The 20009-nt window shown below is 69.4% G+C and carries 36 protein-coding genes; 5 read left to right on the forward strand and 31 right to left on the reverse strand.

Annotation, left to right across the window (positions count from 1 at the left end):
• Nucleotides 1-7 precede the first annotated feature (7 nt).
• The 30 genes from ACXKR8_RS42955 to ACXKR8_RS43100 form a co-directional block, all read right to left on the reverse strand.
• A complete protein-coding gene (locus tag ACXKR8_RS42955) occupies nucleotides 8-2032 on the reverse strand; it encodes an AAA family ATPase (protein WP_458269945.1) in 2025 nt (674 codons plus the stop codon).
• Nucleotides 2029-2256 carry a hypothetical protein gene (locus ACXKR8_RS42960; RefSeq protein WP_458269946.1) on the reverse strand — a complete coding sequence of 76 codons (228 nt, stop codon included), beginning with the start codon at nucleotides 2254-2256 and terminating at the stop codon, nucleotides 2029-2031. Before ACXKR8_RS42960 ends, ACXKR8_RS42955 begins: the two co-directional genes overlap by 4 nt.
• A 21-nt stretch (nucleotides 2257-2277) precedes the next feature.
• Complete coding sequence (locus ACXKR8_RS42965) at nucleotides 2278-2532, reverse strand: hypothetical protein (RefSeq protein ID WP_458269947.1); 255 nt, start codon at nucleotides 2530-2532, stop codon at nucleotides 2278-2280.
• Entirely contained in the window at nucleotides 2532-2909 is a 378-nt protein-coding gene (locus ACXKR8_RS42970; protein ID WP_458269948.1) for a hypothetical protein, read from the reverse strand. The genes ACXKR8_RS42965 and ACXKR8_RS42970 overlap by 1 nt, the downstream gene beginning before the upstream one ends.
• Nucleotides 2910-2987: 78 nt before the next feature.
• Nucleotides 2988-3509 carry a single-stranded DNA-binding protein gene (ssb, locus tag ACXKR8_RS42975; RefSeq protein ID WP_458269949.1) on the reverse strand — a complete coding sequence of 174 codons (522 nt, stop codon included), beginning with the start codon at nucleotides 3507-3509 and terminating at the stop codon, nucleotides 2988-2990.
• Nucleotides 3510-3560: 51 nt separating this feature from the next.
• Nucleotides 3561-4145 carry a hypothetical protein gene (locus ACXKR8_RS42980; RefSeq protein WP_458269950.1) on the reverse strand — a complete coding sequence of 195 codons (585 nt, stop codon included), beginning with the start codon at nucleotides 4143-4145 and terminating at the stop codon, nucleotides 3561-3563.
• Nucleotides 4142-4267, reverse strand: coding sequence for a hypothetical protein (locus tag ACXKR8_RS42985; protein ID WP_458269951.1), 126 nt, complete (start codon nucleotides 4265-4267; stop codon nucleotides 4142-4144). The genes ACXKR8_RS42980 and ACXKR8_RS42985 overlap by 4 nt, the downstream gene beginning before the upstream one ends.
• The gene (locus tag ACXKR8_RS42990; RefSeq protein ID WP_458269952.1) at nucleotides 4264-4851 is read right to left on the reverse strand and encodes a hypothetical protein; all 588 of its coding nucleotides are present in this window, start codon (nucleotides 4849-4851) and stop codon (nucleotides 4264-4266) included. Before ACXKR8_RS42990 ends, ACXKR8_RS42985 begins: the two co-directional genes overlap by 4 nt.
• Nucleotides 4848-4994: a hypothetical protein gene (locus ACXKR8_RS42995; RefSeq protein ID WP_458269953.1), complete on the reverse strand. Its 147-nt coding sequence runs from the start codon at nucleotides 4992-4994 to the stop codon at nucleotides 4848-4850. Before ACXKR8_RS42995 ends, ACXKR8_RS42990 begins: the two co-directional genes overlap by 4 nt.
• A gap of 53 nt (nucleotides 4995-5047) precedes the next feature.
• The gene (locus tag ACXKR8_RS43000) at nucleotides 5048-5680 is read right to left on the reverse strand and encodes a hypothetical protein (protein WP_458269954.1); all 633 of its coding nucleotides are present in this window, start codon (nucleotides 5678-5680) and stop codon (nucleotides 5048-5050) included.
• Nucleotides 5677-5877 carry a hypothetical protein gene (locus ACXKR8_RS43005; RefSeq protein WP_458269955.1) on the reverse strand — a complete coding sequence of 67 codons (201 nt, stop codon included), beginning with the start codon at nucleotides 5875-5877 and terminating at the stop codon, nucleotides 5677-5679. Before ACXKR8_RS43005 ends, ACXKR8_RS43000 begins: the two co-directional genes overlap by 4 nt.
• A gap of 55 nt (nucleotides 5878-5932) precedes the next feature.
• Nucleotides 5933-6112 carry a hypothetical protein gene (locus tag ACXKR8_RS43010; RefSeq protein WP_458269956.1) on the reverse strand — a complete coding sequence of 60 codons (180 nt, stop codon included), beginning with the start codon at nucleotides 6110-6112 and terminating at the stop codon, nucleotides 5933-5935.
• A gap of 30 nt (nucleotides 6113-6142) precedes the next feature.
• Nucleotides 6143-6616, reverse strand: a complete 474-nt coding sequence (locus ACXKR8_RS43015; protein ID WP_458269957.1) for a hypothetical protein — start codon at nucleotides 6614-6616, stop codon at nucleotides 6143-6145.
• 36 nt (nucleotides 6617-6652) lie between these two features.
• Nucleotides 6653-7510, reverse strand: coding sequence for a hypothetical protein (locus ACXKR8_RS43020; protein ID WP_458269958.1), 858 nt, complete (start codon nucleotides 7508-7510; stop codon nucleotides 6653-6655).
• Complete coding sequence (locus ACXKR8_RS43025; RefSeq protein ID WP_458269959.1) at nucleotides 7507-7848, reverse strand: HU family DNA-binding protein; 342 nt, start codon at nucleotides 7846-7848, stop codon at nucleotides 7507-7509. Before ACXKR8_RS43025 ends, ACXKR8_RS43020 begins: the two co-directional genes overlap by 4 nt.
• 78 nt (nucleotides 7849-7926) lie before the next feature.
• A complete protein-coding gene (locus tag ACXKR8_RS43030; protein WP_458269960.1) occupies nucleotides 7927-8187 on the reverse strand; it encodes a hypothetical protein in 261 nt (86 codons plus the stop codon).
• A complete protein-coding gene (locus ACXKR8_RS43035) occupies nucleotides 8184-8771 on the reverse strand; it encodes a 3'-5' exonuclease (RefSeq protein WP_458269961.1) in 588 nt (195 codons plus the stop codon). Before ACXKR8_RS43035 ends, ACXKR8_RS43030 begins: the two co-directional genes overlap by 4 nt.
• Nucleotides 8768-9097 carry a hypothetical protein gene (locus ACXKR8_RS43040; protein ID WP_458269962.1) on the reverse strand — a complete coding sequence of 110 codons (330 nt, stop codon included), beginning with the start codon at nucleotides 9095-9097 and terminating at the stop codon, nucleotides 8768-8770. The genes ACXKR8_RS43035 and ACXKR8_RS43040 overlap by 4 nt, the downstream gene beginning before the upstream one ends.
• Nucleotides 9097-9222 carry a hypothetical protein gene (locus ACXKR8_RS43045; RefSeq protein ID WP_458269963.1) on the reverse strand — a complete coding sequence of 42 codons (126 nt, stop codon included), beginning with the start codon at nucleotides 9220-9222 and terminating at the stop codon, nucleotides 9097-9099. The genes ACXKR8_RS43040 and ACXKR8_RS43045 overlap by 1 nt, the downstream gene beginning before the upstream one ends.
• Nucleotides 9219-10049, reverse strand: a complete 831-nt coding sequence (locus ACXKR8_RS43050; protein WP_458269964.1) for a phage antirepressor N-terminal domain-containing protein — start codon at nucleotides 10047-10049, stop codon at nucleotides 9219-9221. Before ACXKR8_RS43050 ends, ACXKR8_RS43045 begins: the two co-directional genes overlap by 4 nt.
• Before the next feature lie 62 nt (nucleotides 10050-10111).
• A complete protein-coding gene (locus ACXKR8_RS43055) occupies nucleotides 10112-10666 on the reverse strand; it encodes a hypothetical protein (RefSeq protein ID WP_458269965.1) in 555 nt (184 codons plus the stop codon).
• Complete coding sequence (locus tag ACXKR8_RS43060; RefSeq protein WP_462100074.1) at nucleotides 10663-11481, reverse strand: Rad52/Rad22 family DNA repair protein; 819 nt, start codon at nucleotides 11479-11481, stop codon at nucleotides 10663-10665. The genes ACXKR8_RS43055 and ACXKR8_RS43060 overlap by 4 nt, the downstream gene beginning before the upstream one ends.
• Nucleotides 11478-11633 (reverse strand): hypothetical protein, encoded by a 156-nt coding sequence (locus tag ACXKR8_RS43065; RefSeq protein ID WP_458269967.1) that lies wholly within the window; start codon nucleotides 11631-11633, stop codon nucleotides 11478-11480. Before ACXKR8_RS43065 ends, ACXKR8_RS43060 begins: the two co-directional genes overlap by 4 nt.
• A gap of 47 nt (nucleotides 11634-11680) precedes the next feature.
• Nucleotides 11681-12121, reverse strand: coding sequence for a hypothetical protein (locus tag ACXKR8_RS43070; RefSeq protein ID WP_458269968.1), 441 nt, complete (start codon nucleotides 12119-12121; stop codon nucleotides 11681-11683).
• Nucleotides 12118-12453, reverse strand: a complete 336-nt coding sequence (locus ACXKR8_RS43075) for a hypothetical protein (RefSeq protein ID WP_458269969.1) — start codon at nucleotides 12451-12453, stop codon at nucleotides 12118-12120. Before ACXKR8_RS43075 ends, ACXKR8_RS43070 begins: the two co-directional genes overlap by 4 nt.
• The gene (locus ACXKR8_RS43080; protein WP_458269970.1) at nucleotides 12450-12734 is read right to left on the reverse strand and encodes a hypothetical protein; all 285 of its coding nucleotides are present in this window, start codon (nucleotides 12732-12734) and stop codon (nucleotides 12450-12452) included. Before ACXKR8_RS43080 ends, ACXKR8_RS43075 begins: the two co-directional genes overlap by 4 nt.
• Entirely contained in the window at nucleotides 12731-13042 is a 312-nt protein-coding gene (locus ACXKR8_RS43085; RefSeq protein WP_458269971.1) for a hypothetical protein, read from the reverse strand. The genes ACXKR8_RS43080 and ACXKR8_RS43085 overlap by 4 nt, the downstream gene beginning before the upstream one ends.
• Complete coding sequence (locus tag ACXKR8_RS43090; RefSeq protein ID WP_458269972.1) at nucleotides 13039-13857, reverse strand: phage antirepressor KilAC domain-containing protein; 819 nt, start codon at nucleotides 13855-13857, stop codon at nucleotides 13039-13041. Before ACXKR8_RS43090 ends, ACXKR8_RS43085 begins: the two co-directional genes overlap by 4 nt.
• A gap of 100 nt (nucleotides 13858-13957) precedes the next feature.
• On the reverse strand, nucleotides 13958-14164 hold the full coding sequence (locus tag ACXKR8_RS43095) for a hypothetical protein (protein WP_458269973.1): 207 nt from the start codon (nucleotides 14162-14164) through the stop codon (nucleotides 13958-13960).
• On the reverse strand, nucleotides 14161-14373 hold the full coding sequence (locus ACXKR8_RS43100; protein WP_458269974.1) for a helix-turn-helix domain-containing protein: 213 nt from the start codon (nucleotides 14371-14373) through the stop codon (nucleotides 14161-14163). Before ACXKR8_RS43100 ends, ACXKR8_RS43095 begins: the two co-directional genes overlap by 4 nt.
• A gap of 245 nt (nucleotides 14374-14618) precedes the next feature.
• Here ACXKR8_RS43100 and ACXKR8_RS43105 point away from each other — a divergent pair, with 245 nt between their 5' ends.
• From ACXKR8_RS43105 to ACXKR8_RS43120, 4 genes are all read left to right on the forward strand, one after another.
• Nucleotides 14619-15080: a helix-turn-helix domain-containing protein gene (locus ACXKR8_RS43105; protein ID WP_458269975.1), complete on the forward strand. Its 462-nt coding sequence runs from the start codon at nucleotides 14619-14621 to the stop codon at nucleotides 15078-15080.
• Nucleotides 15081-15156: 76 nt separating this feature from the next.
• Nucleotides 15157-15642, forward strand: a complete 486-nt coding sequence (locus ACXKR8_RS43110) for a hypothetical protein (RefSeq protein ID WP_458269976.1) — start codon at nucleotides 15157-15159, stop codon at nucleotides 15640-15642.
• Between the two features lie 44 nt (nucleotides 15643-15686).
• Nucleotides 15687-17213 (forward strand): recombinase family protein, encoded by a 1527-nt coding sequence (locus ACXKR8_RS43115; RefSeq protein WP_458269977.1) that lies wholly within the window; start codon nucleotides 15687-15689, stop codon nucleotides 17211-17213.
• Between the two features lie 468 nt (nucleotides 17214-17681).
• Nucleotides 17682-18863 (forward strand): acyl-CoA dehydrogenase family protein, encoded by a 1182-nt coding sequence (locus ACXKR8_RS43120; protein ID WP_458269978.1) that lies wholly within the window; start codon nucleotides 17682-17684, stop codon nucleotides 18861-18863.
• 28 nt (nucleotides 18864-18891) lie between these two features.
• Here ACXKR8_RS43120 and ACXKR8_RS43125 read toward each other — a convergent pair whose 3' ends face one another.
• Nucleotides 18892-19122: a hypothetical protein gene (locus tag ACXKR8_RS43125; protein ID WP_462100075.1), complete on the reverse strand. Its 231-nt coding sequence runs from the start codon at nucleotides 19120-19122 to the stop codon at nucleotides 18892-18894.
• 416 nt (nucleotides 19123-19538) lie between these two features.
• On the opposite strand from ACXKR8_RS43125, the gene ACXKR8_RS43130 reads away from it, so the two are divergent.
• The gene (locus ACXKR8_RS43130; protein WP_458269980.1) at nucleotides 19539-19982 is read left to right on the forward strand and encodes an Lrp/AsnC family transcriptional regulator; all 444 of its coding nucleotides are present in this window, start codon (nucleotides 19539-19541) and stop codon (nucleotides 19980-19982) included.
• Nucleotides 19983-20009 lie beyond the last annotated feature (27 nt).

Consider the following 20009-nt stretch of genomic DNA (forward strand, 5'->3'; position numbering starts at 1 on the left):
TCCAGGGTCAGCAGGCGAGGTGTGTGTCGTGTCCGCGGGCGGCCCAGTCGGCGTCCAACCGGTGGCCGCAGACGGTGCATTCGGGATGCTCTGGAGCCCCGGAAACTGCCCCGGTTCCCCCTACCTGCCCCCACCTAAAGGTGGTGGGCGGGGGCAGGTGGTGGAGTGAGGACGGGGGCAGGTCCTGCCCCGGGCCTTGGGGGCAGGTCTCATCTGGGGTTTCTTCAAAACCTGCCCCCGACTTCGGGGCACTATCTTTTGGAAACCTGCCCCGGGGCGGGGGCAGGTCTTCGGACTGCAGTTTCCTGATCCGGATCGCCTGCTCAATCTTGTCCTTCCGGACCTTGACCCCAGCCTCGCCGAGGACCTTTGTGACCCTCTCCCGACCCCAGTCGGAGGGCACATCCTGGGCATCGAGCCATGCGGCGATCTGCCCCGGGCTGACAGGCATCGGGGTGTCGATCGGAACAAGGACGGCGGAGGTGACAGGGCGCCCGTCCTCCTCGGCCTCACCGTCGAGCTGGACCGAGGTGAGGGTGAAGCCGATCTTGCCGAGTTCCTCGGTGTCCTTCTGCTTGTCGGTCGCAACGATGACCCGCGACCCTTCCTTGGTGACGGTCAGTTCGGTCTGCATCGCCCCCTTGACGGCGGTGGACCCGCGGCCGTGGTCCCCGCTCAGGCCCTTGTGGTGGACCAGCAGCAGGCAGGCCCCGGAGGCGCCACGGAGCTCCTCCATGCGGTGGACGACGCGGCCCATCTCGGTGGCGGAGTTCTCCTCCACACCGACGGTGACGCGGGCCTGGGTGTCGACGATGATCAGGGCGGGGCGCAGGCGTCGGCAGACTTCGATCAGGACGAGCCACTCGACATCCATGGCCTGCACCGGGCGCGGCAGGAACTTCACTCCGGTCATCCGCATGCCGTTCTGCTTCTCCCAGGCCCTCACGCGCTTGCGGATACCGCGGGCACCCTCGGCAACGAGGTAGATGACCAGCCCTTGGGAGGTGGCGTGGCCGTGCCAGTCGGAGCCGGTGCCGACGCAGCCGGCGAAGTCGAGGGTGACGAAGGACTTGCCGTGTCCGGAAGGACCGTTGACGCGGGCAAGTGAGTCGAGGAAGAGCATGTCGGCGATCAGGGGCTGCAGGTTGGGGATGTTGTCGAGGTCGTCGGTGTCGAGGAGTTCGCCGATTAGAGCGGCGATCTTCTGTTCGACGACGTCTTGGTCCTCGGGATGTTCTTCGGCGCCCGGGTCGTCAGCCTGCTGCTCGGCGGCGGGAGCCTCGTTGAGCTGGTCCAGGGTGATGAGGTCGCCGGGTCCCAGGCCAGCCGAAAGGTGGTCGGCGACGTCCTTGCCAACTGCGGGCAGCAGGAGTTGGCAGGGGATGTGGTGGCGGGTCAGCGACGCGATGACCTTGTCGGCGTGGGTCAGGCCCTCGCCCTTGGGGTCGCGGTCGGCGATGACGATGACCTGCGCGCCGACCAGGGCTTGGCTGTAGTGCTCCTCCCAGCCCATGCCGGTGCCGCCGGGCATGGTGGTGGCGATCGCACCTGCGGCTGTGAGCCGGTCGGCGTCCTTCTCGCCTTCGACGACGTAGACGATGCTTCCGTCCTTGGCAGCGACGGCGACTTGGGGGAGCCGGTACAGGACGCGGTTGGCCCGCTCGGGGTGCTTGCGGGTGCCATTGGGCAGGCGGGGCCGGAACTTCTTGGGGAAGTACCGGTCGACGTACTGAACGACGGTGCCTTCGGCGTCGATGTAGGTGTACGAGGTGGCGACGCGGCCGATGACGTCTTTGGCCTTGGCCTCATAGAGGTCGGTCATGGCAAGGCCCAGGGGTGCGACATATTCCTCGGGGTTGCAGCCTTTGAAGCAGTGGACGAGGACGCGCTTGTCGTGGCCGATGGCGAGGGCGACGGTGTCGGGGGCGTCGCCGTTGTGGCACAGGCCGCGGGTGCGGGCGGTGCCGCCGCGGGCGATGATGCGTTCGCCGCGGTCGCGCAGGGCGTCCATAACTGTCTCGAAGGCGCTCACTGGTGGTCACCTCCGGGAAGGTTGTCGACGGCCTTGTAGAGGTCGTGGATGGTGCGGCGGGTGGCGGCGGTGCGGTCGGGCTGGAGTTCGATGTGCGCGGCGAGGCAGCCGATGAGGACGAGGTAGCGGGCGGATTCGGGGACGCGGGCGCGCCAGGCCGGTTCCTCGGGGTGGTGCGGTTGGGCGCCCGGACGGTAGTCGTCCTGGTTGGTGCTGGTGCTCATCCGGGCGGTGCTCCTCGTGGATCAGAAGAGGGTGAGGGGTGGGGGCGGGGTGCAGCCGTAGGGGCCTGGTGCGTGCGGGTGGTGGGCTCGGGGTGGTGCGCGGCCGGTGGAGATGGCGGCTGCGGTGACGGCGTTGAGGCGTTGACCGTCGGGGAGGTGGATGGCGAGGGGGTGTGGGTGGGGTTCGAGGAGCCGGCCGGTGGGGGTGGTGATGCAGGGCGCGCCGCACAGCGGGCAGGTGGTGCTGCTTGCTGTGCGTGCGCTGCCCTGGTTCATCAGGCTTCCTCGGGTCCTTCGGCGTTGACGTCGGTGATTTCGCCGGTGTCCTTGTCGATGACGAGTCCGGCGAAGATCGCGGAGAGTTCGTCTTCGAGTTCGAGGGGCAGGACGGCGGTGCCGGTGCGGGCTTCGACGGAGCGGCGCAGGATCTGTTCGACGGTGGACAGGTCCATGCGCAGGACGGCTTCGATGCGGCGGATCCGCAGGGTCGGCAGGGTGTTGCCGGTGTCGTTGTCGGTGATGGTGGACTTGTTGTCGACCAGGGCGATGACGACCTGCATGCGGTCGGGGCGGTCCAGGAGGGGCCGGACGATCGGGTCCAGGCCGTTGGCGTCTCCGGTGGGGAGGGCTGCGGCGAGTTTGGCGCTGCTCATGTGGTGTGCCTTTCGGTTTGGGTGTGGACTGGGGTGGTGTGGCCCGGGGCCGACCGAACCGGCCCCGGGCCGGCCGGGTCAGAAGGGCGGCGCGTCGGGGAAGCCGCCCTGCTGCTGCGGGGTGTTGCCCCAGCCGCCCTGCTGGGCCTGCTGCGGGGGCGCCTGCTGGCCCCACCCGCCGCCGTTGCCCTGCTGAGCGGACTGCTGCGGGGCGCCGTTCTGCTGGGCCGGGTTGTTGGGCTGTGCCCGGGAGACCTTCGCGGAGGCGCGGGCCAGGTTCGGGCCGATGCTGTCGAGCTTCACGGCGATCTTGGAGCGCTTCGCGCCGGTCTCCTTGTCCTGCCAGTTCTCCTGCACGGCGCGGCCGACGGCGACGACCTCCATGCCCTTGGCCAGGGATTCGGCGGCGTTCTCGGCGAGGGTCTTGAATGCGGTGCAGTCCCAGAACGTGGTGTCGGCGTCGGCCCACTCGCCGGTCTGCTCGTTCTTGGTGCGGCGGGAGGTGACGATGGTGAACTTGGCGACGGCCATGCCGCTGGGGGTGAACCGCATATCGGGGTCGGCGGTCAGCCGGCCGTTGAGGGTGATGGTGGCGCTCATGCTGGTTTTCCTTTCGTTGGTGGGCCCGCGGGTGCGGGCACCGGCGGTGGGTCAGGCGGCGAGCTGCTTGGGCTTGCGCCAGTTGTGCTGGACAGCCCATCGGTTGACGGTGCGGCTGGCGACGCCGACGGCTTCGGCGCACTGGTCGTGGGTAGCGCCGCGGCCGATCAGTTGCCGGACGGCTTCGCGCCGGTCGGTCCAGGCCGCCAGCGGGACGCGGTAGCCGGCGACGACCTGTTCGATCGCGAGCGGGTCCGTGTCCTCGGGGACGTGCTGGGCGCAGGCGGTGCAGTGGCGCCGCCCGCAGGGCTCGAAGACGGCGTTCTCGGCCCAGTCGTGGCCGCTGCGGCACACGCCCCGGTAGGTGGGCATTCCGAGTGCCTCGGCCTGCTGGGCGTACAGGCGCTGGCGGTCGGTGTAGTCGGCCAGGTGGTCTGCGGCCAGGCAGTTGCCGAGGCCGCAGGTGGTGGTGACGCGCCCGACGGCGCGGCGCCCGCGCTGCTCTTCGAGGGACAGGTGCCGGACCGACCGGCGGCGGCGGGTGCGCAGGGTGGGGGAGCCGTGGTGCATGGTCCCGGTCCACAGCAGGTGGCCGCCGTCTGCGCCCCGGGTGTACTGGTGCCAGTCGTGTTTCACCGCTTCCTCCTGGGGGTGCGGGGCTGCGGGCCGCGCAGGCATTTGCCGACGCCGATGCCGAGCAGCAGGGAGGCGGCCAGGGCGCCCAGGACGGCGACGGTGACGACGAGTGCGGTGGTCATGAGGCCAGCCCCTCGGGCCAGACCGCTCGCTCGACTGCGGCCCGGTTGGGCTTGGGCATGTCGGTGATGGGGTGGCCGGCCCAGTCCCGGCCGGCGGCCATGAGGACGACGGCGTCGGCCTGGTTGTCGTCTCCGCCGGTCGCCCAGTCGGGCCAGCGTCGGGCGACGGCGTCGACGACGACGTTCTTGGTCGCGGAGCCCTTGCCGGTGGCGTAGAGCATCCGCAGCGAGGGGGCCATGAGGCCGACGGGGATGCTTCGGCCGGTCAGGGTGCGGTAGAGCTCCCACCACAGCCAGGCGCGTTCGTGGCCGCCGCCGCCCAGGGATGCGAACGAGGGGGCTTCGAGGACGACGAGGTCGGGGTGGCCGACGACCAGGAGGACCTGGCCGAGGAGCACGGTCATGGCCTCCAGCCGCTGGCGGTGGGGCAGTTTGGTGAGGGGGTTCTTCTTGTCGGTGTAGCCGACGGTCTCGCACCATCCGTTGGAGGAGGCGATGCCGGTGGCGGTCAGGCTCGTGTCGAGGCCGATCACGGTGGGCCCGGTGGTGGTGGCCGTGGTTTCGGGGGCGAGGAGGTCGGTCACTGGTCGTCCTTGGGTCGTCGGGTCAGGTCGCTGACCAGGTAGGCGATGAGTGCGATCGCGGCCAGGAGCAGGGCGCCCACGCGGATGGGGTGGACGCGTTCGGTGATGCCGATGAGTAGGAGGTAGGCGTCGATATGGGTCATGGGATTCCCCCGGTTGCGGTGGGTGCGCGGCGCCGCTGGTGGCCGCGCACCGGTCAGGTGCTGGCGAGTTGGGCGAGGAGTCCGACGCTGACCATCGGGCGGGTGTCGGCTTCCGGGTCGGGTGCGACCGTGTGCGCGTACCGCAGGTCGGGTCTGGCGGGGATCGGGATCTCGGCGGTGTCGCCCATGCCCATGGGGTCGCGCACGTCGGCTGCGTTCACGGTCTGGGTGTCGGCGTCGGGGTCGGTGGTCCCGGTGCCGGCCGTGGGCGTGATGGCTTCGGGCGCGGTGAAGTAGCTGCCGGGCAGGTCGGCCGGCGCCGGAACATCGATGCCAGTAGCGTCGACGGGAACCCGCAGCGCGGTCAGCATCCCTTCCAGCCGGTCATGGGCCAGCTGCAGGATGTCGCGCTCGCCCCTCAGTTCGGCGTTTGCCTTGCCGGCCAGGTGCAGCGCCTGATGCCAGCCGCGGCGTTCGGCCGCTACGGCTGCCCGCAGCTGCCCGGTCTCGGTGGAGTGGATCTCTTGGAGTTGGCACCTCTCGCGCTGCACCGCGGCGTGGAAGTCCTCGGCGGAGGGACGCTGGCGCAGTTCGGCCAGCTCGATCTGCATGCTGGTCCACTGGGCGCTGTGGCGCCCCGGGGTAGGGCTGGCGGGTGTACGGCGGAACAGGGCGAGGAGGTTCATGACGCCACCTGCTCGCCGGCCTGGGCGTGGAAGCGGGCGTCGCGGATCGCAGCGGCCTGGGCGGTGCGCCGGTCGATGGCTGCGGCCCGGTACTTCTCGTTGAGGTAGAAGGCGAGGATCAGGAGCGCGATGCAGGCGCACGCGGCGACGGCGAGGATCGCGAGGCCGATGACGAGGAAGTACGGGTGCTGGTCCATGAGGTCTCCTGGTGGGTGCCGCGCGCAGGCTGCTGGCCTGCGCGCGGCGAGCGGGTCAGGTTGTGGCGGTGCGGGCCGGGATGCCGTGCACACGGTCGTGGTGGTCGGCGATCAGGCCGTCCGCATGGTCGGGGTCGTGGCCGAGGACCACGGTCGGGCAGGCCGTCGACGCGGTGCAGGTCCGCTGCACACCGGGATCCGGCAGCGGCAAGGTCGCGGTCGTGAGCTGGGTCATGGCAGGCCTCTCGGACAGGTGAGGGGTGGGCTACTTCGCGGGGCTGGTCACGGCGGGCAGCGACCCGGCACCGGACACGAGCGGCACACCGCCGGCGCCGGCCGGGATGTAGATCACCGAGGAGTTCTTGCCGGACTGGGCGATCTGCACCAGGGCCTGCGTCATCTCCCACTGCACGTACAGCGGCGTCAGGGTCCCGGAGATCTGGTTCTGGGCCTCGCGGATCCCGACGGCGTCGGCCTGCCGGATCGCGGCCTGCTCCTGGTGGACCTTCAACTGCTGGGCCTGCGTGGAGATCTGGATGTTCGTGGTCTGGACCTGGTTGTTGGCCTTGATGATCGCGATGTGGGCGGCGTTGTTCGCGTCGGACGTGGCCTGCGAACGGCCGAAGGCCTTGAAGCCCCAGGTGAAGGCCATGACGACGGCCAGGATCAGGACGAGGATCCCGAGGCCGGCGGCGGCCCAGTTGAAGACCTTGCGGGGGGTGACAGCGGTGTAGCTCACGGGTGGTGCCTTTCGGTTGAGGGTCGGTCTGGACGATCAGGCGGTGGTGAGGACGGGCTTGCCGCGGCCCCAGTCGACGAGCGGGACCGGTCCCAGGGCGGGCGGCACCGCGGGCATCGGCGGCTGGTTCTCGGCCGGCGGCTCGGCGTCGGCGGGGAGTTGGGACATCGCCTGGGTGTCGCCGTTGCCGGTCAGCTCCCGGATCGCGGCGGCACTGACGGCCGTCGTCCTCTCCGCGTCTGCCTCCTCGGCATCCGTGGTGGCGGGGATGCTGTGACCCAGGCCAGTCATCACGTCCGGGTCCTCGTCGTCCTCGGCGAGGTCGGGCAGCGCCTTGTCGCGGACGGTTGCGGCGACGGTGCTGCTGGTCTCGCCGAACCCGGGAACGTCCTTCGGCGCCGGCACGCTGATGCCCTCGGCCGTGGCCTCGGGGACCCGGCGGTGCGACACCCGTTCCCGCACCTCGGCCTCAGCCACCCGCACCGCGGCCTGGGCCTGGGCGAGCGTGACGGGCTCCTCGCCGGGGCCCGTTCCCGCGATGGCCTCGATGCGGCGCACCGTCTCCAGTGGGCCCAGGCCGATGTAGTGCGACTCGATCTCGGCGGCCTGCTGCGCGTAGTGCTCCATCAGTTCGCGGGCCGTGGCCTCGGTCCACCGGTACGCGTCCTTGGCGGGGGTCTCCTCGGTCAGCGGCAGCCATGCTCGGCCGTCCCAGTAGTCCGGGGTCCAGTCGCCGCGGTTGCTGTCCACGACGGCCCACAGGGAGCCCTTGCGGCGCATCGCGATGAACGCGGCAGCACCGCGGGCGTGACCCGGGACCAGGGTCTTGATCTCGGCAGGGGAGTGCCGGGCGGTACGCGCGGCGGGGCGGCGCGGAGTCTTGGTGCGGCTCATCGGGCACCGCCGACCAGCGACCCCTTGGGGGCCTTCGAGATCGCCGAGCCGTTCAGCGGGACGGCCTTGTCGCCGTTGGCGAGGTCGGCCAGGTTCTGCCCCGGCACGAACCTGACCTTCGTCCGCGCCGGCACGGTCACGCTTTCGCCCGTCTGCGGGTTACGCGCCTTCCTGGCCTGGGTGGTGACGGTCTTGAAGGTCCCGAAGCCGGTCACGGCGGCGGTGCCGCGGTCGGCGAGTTCGCGGGCGATGGCGTCGAGAACGGCCTCGACCGCGCCCGGTGCCGCCTTCGACCCGAGGGTCTTGGCGACGGCTTCGATCAGTGATGCCTTGTTCATGTGGTTCTCCGGAAGCTTTGAGGGTCTAGTGGGGCCTGGCCGGGCGCAGACGAATCCGCAGGCCAGGAGGGATGAGGGTCAGAGGTAAGTGATCTCGTTGCAGTGCAGGCAGCGGAACCCGTTCACGCGGACCCGGGCGTCGTACTCGCCCCCGCAGCGCGAGCAGTCCCGCCGCTCCTCCCGCTCGTACGCCAGCGGGCACGACCCCGGGATCGGGACCAGGCGCGGAGCCGGGACCAGGCCCGGCTCCGGCGGGCGGTAGTGCCACTGGGCGGACATGGCACGGGACGGAGGCAGCGAGACCTGCGGGCGCGGACGGAAGGCAGCAAGGAGGCTCATGACCCACCGCCCGTCACCGCGCCGTACAGGGCCTTCGCCCACTTGGCATCGCCGAGCGCCGTATGCGCCACGTCCTCGGCGGGGCGCGGAACGCCGACCGCCTCGGAGATCTCATACGAGCGCCACGGCCGCCCCAGCGCCTCCGTGCGGCCCTTGGCATGCAGCCAGCCGGCAGCCATCGCGACCACGTCGTCCGGCCGGTAGTGCCAGGTGGTCTTGAGCTGGAACTCCTGCATCAGCGCCGTCAGGAACCGGTCGTCGAACGCCGGGTTCGACCCGATCAACACCGCGCCGCGCAGGATGGTCTGCAGGTCGGTCAGGAACTCGGCCCGCGTCAGGTTGAACGGCGACGCCCCGGGGGTCGTCACACAGGCATCCCAGCCGTCACGGACACAGAACCGCTCCTCGAACCCGCCGACTGCCAGGCCCTTGGGGTCCGCGTTGGTCAGGTCCGGGCGGACCTGCCACACGTACTCCTCGTCCGGCAGCCCCGGGTCGCGGACGATGACCGCGACCTCCCAGAGACTGTGGATCCGCGCGTTCAGGCCCGTCGTCTCCGTGTCGATGAACGCGAGGCGGCTCATCGGACGATCCTCGGCTTCCATGCGGCGGCAGCCCGAGCGGCTTCGATTGCGGCAAGCGCCGACCCCAACTTGCCGGCGAGCTGCGCGTTCTCCGCGTCCCGGCTTTCGAGCTGCCGTTCCAGCTCGCCGATACGGCCCCAGGCGGTGTCACGGTCCCGGTGCGCCTTGTACAGCGCGGCCTCGGCGTCGACGACACGGGCGGCCTTGTCAGTCAGGGGCTCGATGTTCCGCAGGTGCGCGGCGGCGTCGGCCCGGGACTCCTTCAGGGCCGAGGTCAGGGACGCGACCTCGGCGCGGAGCCTCTCGTTCTCCTGCTTCGCAGACATCAGCCCTCCTCGGGCGAGCGGTGGTGGCGGGCGCTGCGGACCGCGGCCTCAGCGGGGATGGCCAGCAGAAACAGGGCGCAGGCGGCGTAGACGACAGCCCAGAAGTGGGCGAGGAAGGCGCTCACGCCGCGCCGTCCTCACGCTGCGGGTACTTGTCGGCGTAGAACTCGTCCCAGACCTTGTCCATCAGCGGCCGGTCCGCCTCGGTGTACGACTTCACCGGGCGCTCGCGGCCATCGACCAGACCCACCGAGTCCTTCGGCTTCTCGCCGTGCGTCATCTCGAACGCCAGCGAGACGCGCCGGCCGAACGGCGACCGGATGGCCTTGATGTCGACCGGGCGCAGGCCCTTGTCCTTCAGGTACGGCTCGACCATCAACGCCCGGTCCTGCAGCGGGATCGAGGCGATCTCCCCGGCCGCCTCGGCGTAGTGGTGCAGCTGCCGCGAACGCTTCCACTTCGGGTCGACCGTGTCGTCCATCGCGGCGATCAGCTGCACCAGGCCGACGCAGCGGCGGATCCGCCGCAGCTCGATCTCCTCGGCAAGGACCGTGAGCTGCTCGTCCGAGGCGCGCTCGTTGATCGCACCGCCCTTGACCCAGTAGTTGCGGACCATGTCAGTGGTCTCGCTCTGGTAGGCCATCAGGATGGGGCGGACGTCGGCGGCGACCTTCGTCTCGTTCACCGTGGCCAGCCACATCAGGAAGGTCTTCTCGTCAACCACCACCATCTGGCGGGTCTTGCCGTCCGAGGCAACCGTGGCAACTTCCCTACGGTTGGCCCAGGACCGCTCGCGGATCTTCCGGAGTTGGGCGGAGTAGTCCAGCCCGATCCCCTCGACCGCATGGCGGAAGACGATGTACGGCTCGCCGTCGACCCGAATCGTGTGGACGGAGCCCGCCGAGAGGTCGAGCTTGACGATCTCGGTGGGTTGGTTGGGTACGGTAGGCATTGGATCTCCTTGGTTCGGATCGATCTGGGTGGGGGCCGCTACGTGCGGCCCCCACTGGTACGTCAGGCTGCGGACGGCTCGTCAGCCGCAGGGGGCAGTGCCCGGGGTGGTGCTGTGACCCCCGGCAGTGAGAGGTGTCCGGCCTGCCACGCCTCGGCAATGAGTTCGCGGCCCGCAGGCCTGAAGGTGAGACGGTGCGAGCGACTGCGAGTGGGCCTCACCTCGACGCCGGGCACCGTGTGGATCACCCCGGTCTCTTTGTCCACCACCTGAGCCACGCCGGCCGCGGTCATCTCGGCAAGCAGCCGGTTCGCGAAAGCACCTCGGACCGTGGTCACGAACTCCCGCTGGATTTCGGTCGGGTAGTTAGCAACCACCCAGGCCGTCAGCGCGTCCGAGTCCGTGACCTTCGCTTCAGGGTTCGGCTCGGGAAGTGTCACCGTGGCAACGGGCGTCCCGTCAGGGAGGAGCACGGCGATCTGGCGCGTCCCGGAGTCGTGCTGAGCCTGGTCGAGACCAGCCTGAACGCTGCCGCGGATCTCTTTCAGGCGTTCGGCCACCGCATCAGACAGCGCTTTGAGCTGGGCCTCTTCCAGGGCTAGATCGCGGAGGCTCATGCGGCCACGCTCCCGAGCATCAGGCCTCGCGCCTCGTGGTACTCGGCGATGGTGCCCTCGTCGATGCTGTGCCCGTAGGACGACATGAACTGGTTGGCCAGTGCGTCAGCAAAGCCGACTTGGCCTGCGGCCTTCTCCATGAGGCTGCGGGCGAAAGCGCGATCGGCTTCGCCTTCCGCCATGGCAGCCATGTCGGGTACGACCCCGGCCTGCTCGGGCTCCGCTGGCGATCCCCCTGCGGCGGGGTTGTCGCCCGCTTCGGCCGGTGACTGTGGCTCCGGCTTGACCGGTGGGTCCTCGGGCAGGCTCTCGGCAGCCTCAGGGGCCGCGTAGGCGGCCGAGCGGATGACGACAGGCTGCGTCTGCCCGTCGTTGTAGAGGGAGAGCCCGAACTGGTCGCCCAGGTTCACCGCGCACCGCTTCAGAGCCTGCGACAGGGCGGTCTTCATGCCCATGTCGTGGGCGTCCGCCAGATTGGGCTGGTTCTGACCCGACCCGCAGGCCGCGTCATCCCAGTGCGTCAGGACCGATCCGTTCACGTCCTTCACGGTCAGGCGGACCTGGGCCCTGTAGATCACTGTCCAGCGGCCCTTGTTGATCTCGACTTGGGAGATGCAGGCGAGTTCGAGGGTCTCGTCAGACCACCCGCCGAACCCGAACACCCGGATCAGCCAGCGGCGGATATCCCAGGCCTCCAGATGTGAGTTGCCCCGCAGATGCTGTACGCGCTGGGCTTGCAGCGGGCCTGTGAGCACAGCGACCTGCTGTGAGGTGAGGTTCACGGAACGCTCTCGCTTCTCATTGGGATTCGTCACTTCGCACCTCCGCTGGTCGGAAGGTCGGGGAAGAGGTCGTGCAGCCCGGTGGCGCAGTCCTGGGCCAGGTCGCGGCTTGAGAACGCGCACGTCGACCGGCGCTTGCCATTGAGGCGGTACCGGACGCGCCAGGCCCCGTTGGCGGTCTCCATCACGCGGACCTTCGACAAGCGGGAACCGGGCTGCGGCAGCGGGCCGGTCACAGTGCACCGCCGATCACGTCGACGTGCGTCAGGGCGATCCCGCCGGGGTAGCCCTCGATCGACACCACCGGCTGGCCGTGGCCCAGCTCCCATGCCGGAGTCCGGGTCACTGTCTCCAGGCACTTGCACTCCAGGCCCGGCGCAACACCGGGGCGGAACCCCGGGTACGCCACCACGCGGATGCCGATCGGGTACTCGTGGTTCCAGCGCGCCGCCGACACGGCCGCAGCCCGGAGCACGGAGACGACGCCGTCCTTGCCGAGGAGGATCCTGTCGCCGAAGAACGCCACCACATGGCCCGGCTTGGCGCCGACCCGCATCCCGACCGTGGCGACCTTGCCGCCGACCATCTGCGTGAACTGCTTCGCGAAGACACCGCGGCCGTCGAGCTTCGCGTCGATGGCGGTGTACGACTTCGGAGTGAGGAGGACGTTCACCGGCAGGCCTCCCTGTTCGAGCAGGCCCGCGTGCAGCAGCCCTGGTAGTAGCGGCGATCGCACGGGCGCTCGCAGGACAGGCACAGCCAGCCAGCGAACGACGCCAGCAGCGCAGTCCTCTCGGCCGCGGCTTGCTCCTCCGACCACCGGAACACCGGGCCGTCGCCGTGACGCGGATCGAACGGGTCCTGCAGGTGATCGGCGTCGAGCGAGCAGCGCAGACGGCCACCGGTGGCATGGGTGAAGGTCGAGCGGCAGGGGAGAGGCTCGAACGCGCCGGCCTCGTACGAAAGGGGCACGGTCTGGAGCGAAGACCACGGATCGAGGCTCATCGCGTCACCTCGGCCAGCCGGCGCCGCAGGTCAGCAGCCTCAGCCTCAAGCCGGGCCACGTACACGGCGTGCGCCACCTGCGGATCCGGGGACTCCAGCAGCCCCTCCAGGTACGCAACGTAAGGCGACCTGGCCCTACGCGCCGCAGCAAGCTCGACCTCGACCCGGGCCCGGTCCTCAGCAGCCGTCGCATACCGGCGGGTCAGGGCAGGGAAGTGCTCCACCGTGGCCCGGGCCACACCGGCGCCGCCCCGGCGGCGCACCAACGACGAGGCGCTCATGACGCCACCGCCGCGGGGTGAGTGGTGTAGATCCCGGCGAGGCTGAACTCCACGTCCTGCCACGTCGCGAACAACTGGTCACACAGACCGCTGCCAGCCGAAGGGGACTGGTAAGCGATCGGACCCATCGGGGTACCGCCCAGCACTGCCGCGTAGGCCGCGAACACCTTCGGGGCGTCAGCCGTACCCGACAGGTGGCCCTCGCTCGTCAAGGTCCACCCAACGGGCGGCAAGTGCGGGTGGCCCGTCCGCAGGGCAACCAGTGCAAGCACCGGGCCGAGCTGGGGGTCGCGGATGATCCTCGTCATCGGACACCGCCGGCGATCGCGGCGGGCAGCGGAGCCTGAACCGGGGCCGTGCCACCGAGCCGCTTGTGCAACTCATGCAGGCCCTTCACCGTCACCCGCACCTGCGGCGGATCCAACACCAGGTCACCGGTACGCGGGTGGAAGTGCGACTGCGGGATCTCGGAGAGCCAGCGGCGCTCCACCGCGTACTGCTTCGCCCGGTGCTTCTGGTCCGCGCCCTGCCGGCACGCCCATCCGTACTCCCGCAGCACCGTGAACAGGCGGTCCCGGCCCAACTGGATCCCGGGGTCACGGGACAGGAACTTCGCCGTGTCCGCAACCGCGTAGTCCTCGTCACCCGACGCCAGGACCGTCCAGCTGTGCGCGATCGGCTCCAACTCCGCGACCCGGGCCTCAGCGACCAGACGCCCCTGCTCCGACTCGATCGCCGCCTGCAACGCTTCGAGCTTCGTCATCTCACGCGGGGCGATACCAAGCTCGGCTTCGCGGGTCTTCGCCGCGAAGTACGACTGTGCGGCGGCGACCTCCGGCTTGTTCGGGTCGCCGTTCATCGCCAGCAGGTACGCGGCATGGCGGGTCAGGCGGTAGTCACGGCGGCCAGCACCGTTCTCACCTGCGATTTCCTGCGATCCCAGGAAGTGGTCCTCGATGTTGAGGCCCTCGTTGTGGGCACTCGTCATGGCCCGCGTCAGGGCCGGCGCGAGGTTCTCCCAGCGGGAGTAGCCCATCAGGACCTGCAGCGAGCGCGCCGACCAGCGGCCGTCCTCGCCTGCGATGGAGTCGAACGGCGAGCCGTTCTGGGGAATGATGGACACGAGGTGCCATCCCTTCGGTTGAGGTTGCGGGTGGTGCTTCGCGGCCTGGCTGCCTGCTCGGATGGCCCCGAGTGGAGCGGCCGGGCCGATTTGCTGGGGCTCAGGCGGCGGTGCGGTGACCTGCGGCCAGGGCGGCCGTGGCTTCTTCGCGCTGACGGATGATCAGGGCTTCAAGCTGGGCAAGCGAGATGGGGTAGCCGGGGTACCAGGCAGCCTTGGCGGCTTCGCGTGGTGTCTGGGCGTCGCGCCGCAGTCGGGCCTGGGCGAGGACGGCGGCAGCGCCTGCGAGGGCTTCGTCTCGGGTCATGCGGCCACCGGCCAGAGGTCGTCACGCTTGAGGCCGTAGGGCTCGCCGAGCTTGTCCACGGTCGACAGCTTCGGCTCGCCGATGCCGTTGAACAGGCGGGAGATGGTGCTCTTGGGGAGCCCGGTGCGCTTGTGGATGCTGTAGTCCGTCTTGTCGCCCATCGAGGCTGCGACTTCGCGAAGCTTGGCTACGTTGATCAGGGGTTCCATGGTTCACCTCCTGGTTCCAGAGACGGGGCAAGTTCCGCTCCTGGAACTAACGTAGCGCACTGGTTCCACTCATGCAACATGAACCGGACGGGCTACTTAAAAATCATGCACGCGCCTACCTGCGGTGCGGCAGAAAGCCTCATGTGTCACCCGTGAGACTTACGCCCCAGGGGGTGGCGTAGCGGCTACGTTCCACGCGTGGAACCATAGTCACGGGCGGGACTCGACCCGCTACCGTGAAAAGCATGGGGAGCGAAGGCGCAGACATGACAACCAGGGTTGAACGGTTCGGCGCGTACTTCTCCGACGCCCTCAGGGGCGCTGGCTACGACATCGACGCACTCCGCGGCGGCGCCAGGGTCGCGATCGCCAAGCGGGTAGGTGTCTCAAAAAGCACCGTGGGCCGCTGGATTGACGGCGAGGCCATGCCAAGTCCCGAGTATTTTGAGGCACTTGCTGACCTCCTCGGCGTTCGGATGAGGGAATTTCTTGTCGAGTCGGGGATTATTTCGGCCGAATCTCTAACGAACCTCAACGACCCAAAGGTACGATCGCGTCCCATCACCCCCGCTCAGGCGCTCGATGAGCTGGCAATCCGCAATCCAGGGAATCGGGCCGTCATTGCCGCAGCGATCGCCGCTGCACGCAAGATCGAAAGCAGTGACGGTCAGAGCGAGCCCGACGGGGGTACGGCTGCAGAGAGATAGGCGGGATGAGCGTGCGTAGGATCTTCGGGGGATCATCGGCGTCCTGACGCTGACGGGAATCGCATCAGGTGCTGGAATGACTGGCATCGGCCTCGCCCATGGGGAGGTGAACCTCTCCGACCAGGGAACCACCGTCTTCATCGGGTCGCTCCTGGCCGCAGCGTTCCTCATGCTCTGCTGGTCCATCAGTCGACAGAAGAGCCTTCAGGGCAAGCGTGACGAACTCGACCGCGAGCGCGAGCAGCTCTACGCGGCCCGCGCGGCGCTGGACCTGGAGTCCGAGCGACTGTGTCGTGAGAGCGATGTGAACGATCGGAAAAGGGACGAAAAAGCGCAACTCGAACGCGAGAACGGTCTAAGGGCGCTGGAGCGCGAGCGAGTTGCCACGAACGCGCAATATGCTAATAGCATCGCAGAGGTGGAAGCGAACGCCTACAAAAAGGGCCTAGAGCACGCGCAACGTGGATTTGTCGACGATGGCCCTGGCGACGGCAACGTCATTCACCTGCCAATTACCTGGCGTCCGCTCGACACCCACACGCCCCGCGCCGGCGAGCACTGAGGGATGCGATGGCAGCGAAGGCGGTAGACGCGGACTCAGCCCCTGTGCCCGCGATCGGTTACATCCGCGTCAGCATGGCCCGCGAGGAGATGATCTCCCCGGAGCTGCAGCGCAAGTCCATCGAAGACTGGGCCAGGCGCGAGAACCGCCGCATCGTCGAGTGGGTCGAAGACCTCGACGCCACCGGCCGGAACTTCAAACGCAAGATCATGCGCGCGATAGCCAAGGTCGAATCCGGCGTCGCACGCGAGATCGGAGTATGGAAGTACTCCCGCTTCGGCCGCGACCGCTACGGCAACGCCGTCAACATCCAACGCGTCGAAATGGCAGGCGGCCAACTTCAGTCCGCCACCGAGCAAGTAGACGCCCGCACCGCCATGGGCCGCTTCCAGCGCGGCATGCTCCTGGAGTTCGGAGCCTTCGAGTCAGACCGCGCCGGAGAGCAGTGGAAGGAAACCCACGCCTGGCGCCGCGGACACGGCCTGCCGGCCCAGGGCGGCAAGCGCTTCGGCTACATCTGGCACCCGCGCTGCCTGCCCCAACTGGACGGCAGTTTCCTGATCCAGGAGGAGAAGTACCTCCCGGACCCAGAGCTGATCGACGTCATCATCAGCCTCTACCAGCGCTACGTTGCCGGGTCCGGCTTCACCGCACTCACGCACTGGCTCAACGGGGCCGGCATCCTCAACGCCCAGGGCAGACCCTGGGGTCACACCAGCGTCCGCAACTTCATGGACTCCGGATTCCCGGCCGGCTATCTGAGAGTTCACAACCCGCTCTGCACTGTGACGCCCTACAGCAGCTACTGTCCCGAGCACATCTATCTGCGCAGCGAGGACGAGCAGTACAGGCACGCCGCTATCATCAGCGACACCCAATGGCGCCAGTATCTGCGCCGACGCGACTTCACCAAGTCCGCCCCGCCTCGCGCCCGGAACGCGGTCTACCCGCTCACGGCGCTCCTCAAGTGCACCTGCGGAGGCTCCTTTTCCCTCCAGGGCGGCTCTGGTCTCCGCAAGTTGATGTCGTGCTCCATAGGCCGGGACCGCGGTCCATCCGCCTGCGACCAGCCCAAGCAGCTGCGCGAAGAGCTGGAAGTCCAACTCTTCGACTGGCTGCAGCGGTTGGGCGCGGGGATTGATCAGATGCCAGCGATCCCCGTCGTGCCACCTCGGCAGTCCGATGCAGACCATGTGCGGCTCCAGGCCGAACGGGAAGTGCAGCGGCTGGAGCGGGCGATCAAGCGGCACCTGCGGGCCTACGCGCTGGCAGTCGAGGACGACCCCGATGGGACCCTCGAAGAGGAGTTCAGGATCACGCTGAGTGATCTACGTCGGGAGAAGGCCGTCGCGGCGAAGCAGTTGGCGGCCGAGGAGGACACCAGTGCCGAAGAGACGGAGCGGGCGGCGGCCGTGCAGGTCGCGATCGGCCTTGTCGCAGAGTGGTTGACGCTGGTCCCCGCCGAGAAGAACGCCCTGTTGAGGCAGGTCATCGACCATGCGGTGGTTAATTCGGACGGGGCTCTGACGGTCATTCCGTCGTGGGAAAACCAAAATCGCCGGTCCAGCTGAGCTGCTCAGAAAACCACGGGGGAACGGCTTCTGAGCAACCCAGCAAGATCGGCGATTCGTTTTAGAGCAACCGTCAGGGAACGGCTGCCGGGTCGTGTCCTGGAGCGCACGATTGTCTCGTTTTCTGCGCTGAACAGAACGTAGTTCCTGTTGAGGCGGCAGGTCAAGGGGCTGCGGACGGACCACCCGCAGGTGGGGCCCGCCGGAACCGGTGCCGGTGGGCCCGGGCGCCCCCGGTTGTGGACTGGCTCCGGGTCAGGCCACCGGGTCCGGGCACGCATGATTACGCTCGGTCACATACTCGACGGTATGTGGTGACTCGGGCCGCTGAATGGGGCATACTCACCTCGCCACGCATGTTAGCGAGCGTTCACTCCGACCGGGTGACGGCGCTGCCGGTGGCCGGCACGGAGGCGCCCGCGACCCGGAGGCGCCCAGGCCGCGACGTGCAGGAGGCGTGAAGCCGCGATGAGCCAGTCGAGCCGCTCGGGTGAGTCCCCGAAACCGTTGGACCGCCAGCTCCCCAGCGAGGAGGCCGCCGACCTGCTCGCCCTGACCAGGGAGCTGGTCGCCCGCGAGCTGCTGCCCGAGGCGGCGGAGGGCGAGGCCGAGGGCCGCTTCCCGCGCGAGACCATGCGCCTGCTCGGCCGCTCCGGACTGCTCGGCCTGCCCTACCCGGAGGAGTACGGCGGCGGCGACCAGCCCTACGAGGTCTACCTGCAGGTGCTGGAGGAGCTGGCGGCCGGGCGGCTCACGGTCGGCATGGGCGTCAGCGTGCACACCCTCGCCTGCCACGCGCTGGCGACCTTCGGCAGCGAGACGCAGAAGCAGGCCTGGCTGCCGGAGCTGCTCGGCGGCGAACTCCTGGGCGCCTACTGCCTGTCCGAGCCGCAGGCCGGATCCGACGCGGCGGCGCTCAGCACCCGCGCCGAGCTGGACCCTGACGGCGGCGCGTACACGGTCACCGGGACCAAGGCCTGGATCACCCACGGCGGGGTCGCCGACTTCTACAGCACCATGGTCAGGACCGGCGGCCCCGGCGCGAGCGGGATCAGCGTGCTGCTGGTGCCCGGCGACACCCCCGGCGTGGTGGCGGACGCCCCGGAGCGGAAGATGGGCCTCAAGGGCTCGCCGACCGCCCAGATCCGCTTCGAGGGGGCCCGGGTCCCGGCCGAGCGGCTGCTGGGCGCGGAGGGGCAGGGCTTCTCCATCGCGCTGTCCGCGCTGGATTCCGGGCGCCTGGGCATCGCCGCCTGCGCGGTCGGGGTGGCCCGCGCGGCCCTCGACTACGCGGTGGAGTACGCCAGGACCCGCACCCAGTTCGGCCGTCCCATCGCCGAGTTCCAGGGGCTGTCGTTCATGCTCGCCGACATGGCCACCGCGGTGGAGGCAGGGCGCGCGCTCTACCTCTCCGCGGCCCGCCGCCGGGACGCCGGCCTCGCCTTCGGCAAGGAGGCCGCGATGGCCAAGCTGTTCTGCACCGACGCGGCGATGCGGGTCACCACCGACGCGGTGCAGGTGCTCGGCGGGTACGGCTACACGGCCGACCACCCGGTGGAGCGGTACATGCGCGAGGCCAAGGTGCTCCAGATACTCGAGGGCACCAACCAGATCCAACGCATGGTGATCGGCCGCAAGCTGACGGGCTGAAAGGGCCGACGGGCTGACTGCCGGTCAATCAGCTCCGCTGGGCCGGGATCCGGGGCCGCACCGGCTTCGATCCCGGCCCGCCGACGTGGGAGAACGGCTGCCGGCGCCAGTCCAGCTCCGGCGGCAGCGCCAGCAGGGCCTCCAGCGAGGGCTCGGGGTCGAAGTCCGGCTCGTCCTCCAGGTCCTCGGCCTCGTCCACGGCGCGTCCTGAGCCGGGGCAGACGGCGGGGGAGAAGGGGTGCCAGGCCGTCGGCAGCATCGCGTGCTGCGGGAACTGGTACTCGTCGCCGACCAGGGCGATCGGACGGTCGCAGTCGGGGCAGCGGAGCCGCTGGATGTCCCAGGTCTCGCCGTCGCCGGGGTCGGTCCCAGCATCGGCTCGACGGCAGGCGTCAGCTCATCGGTGGCAGGCATGTGATCCCCCTTGGAGAAGGATGGCGACGACCCTTCGCAGTACGCAGGGGGGCGGTCACCACACTGGTGCGCTCCCCCCGGTCCCTCGTGTGTCCCCGGGAGGGGAGGAGTCATATGCCAGGACTGCCCAGCACAGGCCGCCCATAACCCTGCGCTAAGACTTCCTTGACCCGGCCCACTGTGTCCTTGGTCACACTGGCGCTGCGCCACCGATACCCGGGCTGTACGCGGGAGCCGCCGCAGTCGGATAGCCTCCGGGACGTGGAGGAACTGGATCGTCAGATCGTGCAGCTGCTCGTCGCCGACGGGCGGATGAGCTACACCGACCTGGGCAAGGCCACCGGCCTGTCCACCTCGGCGGTGCACCAGCGGGTGCGCCGCCTGGAGCAGCGCGGGGTGATCCGCGGCTACACCGCCATCGTCGACCCCGAGGCCGTGTCCCTGCCGCTGACCGCGTTCATCTCGGTGAAGCCGTTCGACCCCAGCGACCCCGACGACATCCCGGAGCGGCTGGCCCCGCTGGACGAGATCGAGGCTTGCCACAGCGTGGCCGGCGACGAGAACTACATCCTCAAGGTCCGGGTGTCGGTCCCCAGCGACCTGGAGCACCTGCTCGCCAAGATCCGCACCGCGGCCGGCGTCTCCACCCGCACCACGGTGGTGCTCAGCACCCCCTACGAGGCCCGCCCGCCCCGCCTGAGCTGAGCAGACCGGTCGCCGGGCAGACTGGTG

It is taken from the genome of Streptacidiphilus sp. PAMC 29251 (assembly GCF_054208735.2).